The following is a 2,768-nucleotide window of genomic DNA, read 5'->3' as shown; positions in this document are numbered from 1 at the left end:
CAGGGCGTGGACGCCAAGGCGCTGCGGCAGTCGCGCGCCGAGGAACTGGCCGCGCTGCCCCTCTGGGAGCGGCTCAAGCGGCGCATCGTGGACGGCGAGGCGCACGGCCTGCGCGAGGACCTCGACGCCGCGCTGGCGGACCGCCCCGCGCTGGAGATCATCAACGATGTCCTGCTGCAGGGCATGAAGACCGTCGGCGAGCTGTTCGGCTCGGGGCAGATGCAGCTCCCCTTCGTGCTGCAGTCGGCCGAGGTCATGAAGACCGCCGTCGCCCATCTCGAACCGCACATGGAGAAGACCGACGACGACGGCAAGGGCCGCATCGTGCTCGCCACCGTCAAGGGCGACGTTCACGACATCGGCAAGAACCTCGTCGACATCATCCTGTCCAACAACGGCTACGACGTGGTGAACCTCGGCATCAAGCAGCCGATGTCGGCGATCCTCGACGCCGCCAAGGAGAACGGCGCCGACGTGATCGGCATGTCCGGCCTCCTGGTCAAGTCCACTGTGATCATGAAGGAGAACCTCGAGGAGCTCAACTCACGTGGTCTGTCCGGCCGGTGGCCCGTGCTCCTCGGCGGTGCGGCGCTGACCCGGGCCTACGTCGAGCAGGATCTCGCCGAGCTGTACGACGGCCAGGTGCGCTACGCCAGAGACGCGTTCGAGGGCCTGCGGCTCATGGACGCGTTCATGGCGGTGAAACGCGGCGAGGCCGGCGCCAAGCTCCCTCCGCTGCGCGAACGCCGGGTCAAGACCGGTGCGAGGCTCCAGGTCACCGCGCCCGAGGACATGCCCGCCCGGTCCGACGTCGCGACGGACAACAAGGTGCCCGAGCCGCCGTTCTGGGGCGACCGGATCGTCCGCGGCATCCCCATGAAGGACTATGTGTCGTTCCTCGACGAGCGCGCCACCTTCCTCGGCCAGTGGGGTCTCAAGCCGACCCGGGGCGGGGACGGCCCGACCTACGAGGAGCTCGTGGAGACCGAGGGCAGGCCGCGGCTGCGGATGTGGCTCGACCGGGCCCAGGCCGAGGGACTGATCGAGGCGGCCGTCGTGTACGGCTACTACCCGTGCGTCAGCGAGGGCGACGACCTCGTCGTGCTCCACGACGACGGGTCCGAGCGCGAACGCTTCACCTTCCCCCGTCAGCGCCGCGACCGCCATCTGTGCCTGGCCGACTTCTACCGCCCCCGCGAGTCCGGTGAGATCGACGTGGTGGGCTTCCAGCTCGTCACGGTCGGCGCCAAGGTCAGCGCCGCCACCGCGGAGTTGTTCGAGCGGAACGCCTACCGCGACTACCTCGAGCTGCACGGCCTGTCGGTGCAGCTCACCGAGGCGCTCGCGGAGTACTGGCACACGCGGGTCCGCTCGGAGATCGGCTTCGGCGCGCAGGACCCCGACGGTCTCGACGACATCCTCAAGGTGAACTACCGCGGTTGCCGGTACTCCTTCGGCTACGCGGCCTGCCCGGACCTTGAGGATCGAGCCAAGATCGTCCGGCTGCTCGAGCCGGAGCGGATCGGCGTCACGCTGTCGGAGGAGTTCCAGCTCGTGCCCGAGCAGGCGACCGACGCCCTCATCGCGCACCACCCCGAGGCGAACTACTTCAACACCTGAGCGCTCCGCTCCAGTTTCTGAGCGCTCCTGGTCGACCCCTGAGCGCGCTCTGCTTCGACCCCTGAGCGCTGCCACGGCGCGAGGGACGGCGCCCGGCGCCGTCACCGTACGATCCGTGGTCCTGACATCGAGAGGCAAGGGAGGCGCGTGGACGGCAACGGGTGCCTGCAGGCGGTCCTGTTCGACATGGACGGCCTGCTGGTCGACTCCGAACGGATCTGGATGGAGGTCGAGAGCGAGGTCATGGCCTGGCTGGGCGGCGGCTGGGGTCCGGAACACCAGGAACGCCTCGTCGGCGGGTCGCTGTCGCGGACCGTCGCCTACATGCTGTCGCTCAGCGGGCCGGTGGCCTCCCCGGACGAGGTGGGCCGGCGTCTGCTCGAGGGCATGGCGGACCGGCTGCGCGGCGAGGTGCCCATGCTGCCCGGTGCCGAGGCGCTGCTGGCGGAGGTCGGGGCGGCCGGGCTGCCCACGGCGCTGGTGTCCTCCACCCACCGGCGGGTCATGGAACTCGCCCTCGACGGCATCGGCCGCGGGCACTTCACCGTCACCGTGGCCGGGGACGAGGTGTCCAGCCCCAAGCCGCATCCGGAGCCGTACCTCACCGCGGCCCGCCTGCTGGGAGTCGCCGCGGAGCGCTGCGTGGCGCTCGAGGACTCCCTGAGCGGCATCACCGCGGCCGAGGCGGCCGGTTGCGTCGCCGTCGCGGTGCCCAGCGTCGTCGCCGTCCCCACCGCTCCGGGCCGGCTGGTGGTGGAATCGTTGTGCGATCTTGACCTGCGGAGACTCGCCGCTCTGGTCACCCTTAGGGGATCGGCTACCACGCTGGGATGAGAGCGAGCCGTGCGGAACCGTCCGTACGGAGGATCGGGCGCCGCGCCGAGGATGCGACGATAGAGGCATACCGGCGTGAGAGCGGAGGCTACGGCCATGGACGACTTCTTTCTGTTCGCGGTCAGTCTCGGCGTCACGCTGCTCGGGCTCGCCGGCAGCTGGCGGGCCTACCGCCGCCGCGGCGCCGCCTCGGCCATCCGCGGTACGGCGTGGTCGCTGGTGCCGATGGCCGCCTACCTCACCGGCCTCACCGCCTGGGCGACCGATCTGGTCTTCAGCCCGGTGAAGTGGGCCGGCATCGTGCTTCTCGGGCT

2 protein-coding genes and 1 pseudogene are annotated in these 2,768 nt (G+C 70.4%); all 3 read left to right on the top strand.

What is annotated here, in order from left to right:
* Positions 1-1,620, top strand: a 1,620-nt coding sequence (locus tag HKK72_RS38365) for a vitamin B12 dependent-methionine synthase activation domain-containing protein (RefSeq protein ID WP_187239283.1), incomplete at its 5' end; no start/stop codon positions are given.
* Between the two features lie 147 nt (positions 1,621-1,767).
* A complete protein-coding gene (locus tag HKK72_RS38360) occupies positions 1,768-2,454 on the top strand; it encodes an HAD family phosphatase (protein ID WP_315987659.1) in 687 nt (228 codons plus the stop codon).
* Positions 2,455-2,550: 96 nt separating this feature from the next.
* Positions 2,551-2,768, top strand: a pseudogene (locus HKK72_RS38355) (hypothetical protein); the annotation flags it as partial.

This window comes from Actinomadura sp. HBU206391 (genome assembly GCF_014323665.1).
Classification (GTDB): Bacteria; Actinomycetota; Actinomycetes; order Streptosporangiales; family Streptosporangiaceae; genus Actinomadura_C.
Note: the sequence above shows the minus strand (reverse complement) of the source record. Positions and strands in the feature narration are given on the sequence as shown.